We start from the raw sequence: 4,704 nt of genomic DNA, 5'->3' as shown, positions 1-4,704 counted from the left end.
TATATAATAAAAAATAAAAACAGCGAATTCCGTTAGGTATTTATACTTTAATGAGAAAAATAGAATTAAACCCCTAACTATACCACTATTGTATTTCTACTAAAATAACTTTATTGAATTTCCTGGGAAAGGTAGGGAGACCCTTTAAAGGGTATCTCCCTACCCCCAAGTCAAAAATTAAAACTAACGCCTAAGAGGTGATTAAGTATGGATAACTATGTAGATAGTAGTATAAATAATTTATCCAACAATTCAGATGAATTTGAACACTTAAACATAAAAATAGATACTATTTTCAAACAAGATGTTAAGGCATTGTTAGGATTTTTAAAAGCCAAAGTTAGCAATTCTAAGGATTTAGACAGAGAAAGAAAGTTTGCACACAATAGAGGATTATTAGATGACAATGATTTCCCAACAAAAAAAGCTATCAATATTTTAGAAATATTATTCAAGTTGTTTCCAGACATTGACTTCACAAATATCGATACAATTAAATTAATTGATATAACTGAGATAGTAGATAAGATAAACCAGATCATGGAAAATAACAACCAAATTATTAACACGGAACTAACGTGTATTAACAGTGAATCAGAAAACGGTAATAGTATTAACAGCGATAAAGAGGTATTAACGTGTATTAACAGTGAATCAGAAAACGGTAATAGTATTAACAGCGATAAAGAGGTATTAACGTGTATTAACAGTGAATTAATACAAGTTAATAATATTAACAATATGGATAAAATCAAATCATCACTTAACAAAATAAAAGAAGACATCCGAAAGTTATGTAATGAATTGCTAAAAAAAGAAGGAGTGAATAAAAGTTCAATGCCAAAAGATGCCTTTTATGATTGTATAAACTGGTTATTAAATAGTAGTTTAGATTTTAGATACATTGAGGAAAATATTAAAGATTTAAACGCCTCTTTGAGTGCCTATAAGGTTACAATCTCATATCTTAAAAAAATCCAATGGATATATGAAGACACTACGGGGCTTTACAAGTTGAATGTGGATAAATTCCTATCTGATTTGAATAGATCTGGTTTATTAAAGAAGGTTGAGTATGAAAAAAAGATTGCAACTAATGATTATGATGAAGAGACGAGAGATCGGATGGCTGGGGCTTATGAAAAGCTTGTGAGGGGTTTTCATGTCGATGATAGTGGAGTTTTTAGGTTTGAGTTTGGGGATGGATCTCTTGATCAGTATTATGTGTCATCGTATTTGTTGAATAATACTTGGCATGTCATCGATAGGTTGCAGCGTAATTATTTCTTAAACTGGAGAAAGGAGCATGTTAGTGCAATAGAATGTAATAATACGGTTTTATTTCCTTTATTGAAGTGCCACTTTACAAACATTCCGATGACTGCCAAGGAATATATCCAATACCCCGATCCTTCGAAAGTTGGTAAGTTAATAGTTGTAGAGGCAGAGGTATTGGAAACGTCTCCAATAAAGAATATTGTCATATGTGCAGAGTATGGGGAGGAAGATAATCCTCATATTGAGTATTTTGATTTAAACACTAAGAAAATCCCAGAGGTTATAAAAATTGGCAGTGGAGAGGATAAAAGAGAGTTAAAATTGATTAGAAAATACATCCATACCGTTCAGGAGTTCCTACTTCAACAACCAATAGATGAGTTAAATCCAAAAGAAGAGCCGAAGCCAATTAAAGCTGTTTGGGTAGGAGCTGAAGGGTTGTTTGATGTTGGGGCTAAGGTTAGAGTTGTGGGAATTTTAGACATTGATAAATCTGATAGGCCAATATCTCCTTACTTAATAAGGATCCTGAGTATTGAGGAGATTGAGGAATTTAGTCATGGGCTTTCAGAAGAGGATATAAAGATAGCTAAGGATTATTACAATAGTAAAAAGGGAGATTTATTTAGAATAGCTGATGATTTGTTTCCGAACATTGTTGACAACGAATTGTTAAAAGTTGCTGTGTTGCTACAATTATGTAATGTTGAAAGTGAGCCAAGGGATGGGTTTAATTGGAATATCCATATCTTAATGGTTGGAGATCCTTCGACTGGTAAGTCGAGAGTTTTAAAGAGAGTTTATACCCTGTTTCCAAATAATCAATATGTTGACCTGACTAACGCTACTCAGGCAGGTTTAGTTGGAGCTATTGAAAAGATAAAGGGCTATTTGGGAGAGGTCTATTCATTTAGAAGGGGGGCTATACCCAAGGCAAATGGGGCGGTATTGTGTTTAGATGAGAAAAATAAAGACACTTATAAATACTTTAACACGTCCATGGAGGATGGTTTTACGAAAGTTAATAAGGTAGGGAGAGACATACATTTAAAAACAAATTGTGCTTATTTGTGGGGTTGTAATCCTAAGAGAGAGAAGTTTGATTTAGACAGAACATTGACTGAGCAGATTGATATTCCTGACTCAATTTTATCAAGGTTTGATTTGATTTTTGCGTTATTTAATAATGTTAAGGAGAAGGAGGATATTAAGCAGATAGTAAGGGCAATAAAAGGAGGCAATGAAAAGGGGTATGTTGATGAGGATGTTTTGAAGAGATACATTTTATATGCAAGAACTTTTAATCCAGTGATCTCAGATGAGATTGATGATTTCATAGTTGATTATTATTATGAATTGCAAGGTAAAAGTGAAATGATCGATGCGAGGGTTATCAAATCATTGTTAAAATTAGTTAGAGCCATAGCGAAGGCACATTTAAGAAATGAGGTTAAAAAAGAGGACTTTGAATTGGCTAAACAAATCTATCAAAAGTATTTAGACACTATATTATATGACCCTGAAAGTGGAGTATATGATTTTGGAAAGTTAGGGAAGGCCACAAAATCAGAAAGAGACAAAATGGATAAACTTATAGAAATTATAAAAGAGCTTTCGGAGTTAAGGGATGATAATTTAGCTCCACAAGTTGATATTGAAGAGAGAGCTAAAGAGTTGTTAGGTATTGAGGGTCATGAAGTTGAAAGGTTGTTGAATAAACTTAAAGGGGAGGGTGAAGTATATAACCCAAGAGCAGGAATGTGGGGGTTGACTTAAAATAACTTTAATAATTTTGAGAAAATACATATTATGAAAACTGTCCAGTTTGGAACAATGATACTGATTTAAAAAGCAGAAATGAGTATATTATTAATCAGATGGAAATTTAGAAAACAACTTGATCTTATATTCAGCTAATCTTTTCAAGATTTTTTGTTTAAGCAATTTTAAGGCACAAAATATCGTTATTAATCGAAATGTAGAAATTCGACTTTAAGGCGAAATTTAAGAATTGAAAAATTCGACTAATATAAATGCATAATTATATTATTTTTGAACTGCAAAAAACATCGCTGTTTTATATACTTTTTTTGGAGTTAAATTACGACAACCTTGTTGTTGTTAATTGCCTTTAAGGAAAAAATAGCAAACTTGCTTTAAACTATGTTTGTGTGTGATGATATATTATTTACTGCAAGAAAAAATATAAATATGAGTAATGACTCAGCTGATTAAATTAGTTATAGATTTAAATACTTCAATCTAAAAACTATATAATAACTGCACTCTCTTTGATTCTATAAGTCATGCAAAAAATTATATCCAATAGTTGTCATAATCATAAGTAGAAAAATAGGGGCTGGTAGTTATGGAGATAAACAACTTTTATATCGGCTTTATTGGATTGGCAGTATTTATTTTTGCTATTACTATTATGTTCTATATTTGGGCTGTTAAGTTTGATAAAAAGTATTTGTCTAAAGATTAATGCTTTTTTAACATTTCATAATATTTGTTTATTTGTAATAGCGTAATAACTGCGGATAACAATGTAATTACAATGTAAGTTGTTATAAATGCTAAACTTATTTTTGGACTTATATTTGATTTATATGCATTTATTAGGAATAATCCAATTCCAACAATTCCAAATTGTATTATCGTTTGAAATATCTCCAAAAAGAAGTTATACAATCCTTTAATTCTATCTTCATATTGTAAATTACATAAGCAACTGTCTATTAATCCATAAAATACCATTCCCAATATTGGAACGAACGATAAAACCCCCAATGTTAAGGCAATAAATCCAGAGTAGTAGGATGGGCTTATAATTGCATCTATCATAATGGTTATAAAAACAATCCCTAAACTTCTTATAATAGTAAATAATGTTTTAGTAATTGCATCCAATTTTTTAACTATGGGATTGTCATCCATACCAACACCACAAATTTCCTTAAAGAATATTTTTATGATTTTAATGTTTAGATATAGTTAACGTTAAAATGCTATTATCATTTTCTATTTTTCGAATTGTAATGTTTTTCGAATAACTCGTAATTTAGAAACGTTATTTAGATACATCAATTACAATTAGTTAATCTTCAATTGTTTGCTTAAACAAATTTTAAGTATTACACTCTCTATAATATTGTATAAATCCGTATTTACACAAATATAATAATGTTATAATTTAAAGCGTAAATCATGAAATATTGTGTTAACACGTATTAACAGCCAAATAAAAAACGTTGACAATAGATTATTAAATTTCATAATAAATATAAAAAAACATGCAAATAATTACAATTATAATTTCGACTTTACGTCGAAATCGTAAACATGCAAAATAGGTTAGATCTCATCTAAAACATGGCAAATAAACTAACAACATAAGTTTTTCAAATGTATTATATCGCATAT

2 protein-coding genes are annotated in these 4,704 nt (G+C 30.1%); one reads left to right on the top strand and one right to left on the bottom strand.

Translation table 11 applies throughout. From position 1 onward, the window contains the following. The first annotated feature begins 207 nt into the window (after positions 1-207). Positions 208-3,054 (top strand): minichromosome maintenance protein MCM, encoded by a 2,847-nt coding sequence (locus METVU_RS08795; RefSeq protein WP_012819845.1) that lies wholly within the window; start codon positions 208-210, stop codon positions 3,052-3,054. 708 nt (positions 3,055-3,762) lie between these two features. Here METVU_RS08795 and METVU_RS08790 read toward each other — a convergent pair. Continuing rightward, positions 3,763-4,218: a hypothetical protein gene (locus METVU_RS08790; RefSeq protein WP_012819844.1), complete on the bottom strand. Its 456-nt coding sequence runs from the start codon at positions 4,216-4,218 to the stop codon at positions 3,763-3,765. Positions 4,219-4,704 lie beyond the last annotated feature (486 nt).

Source organism: Methanocaldococcus vulcanius M7 (assembly GCF_000024625.1).
Lineage (GTDB): Archaea > AGJL01 > Methanococci > Methanococcales > Methanocaldococcaceae > Methanocaldococcus > Methanocaldococcus vulcanius.
This window is presented reverse-complemented; position numbering and strand designations above follow the sequence as displayed.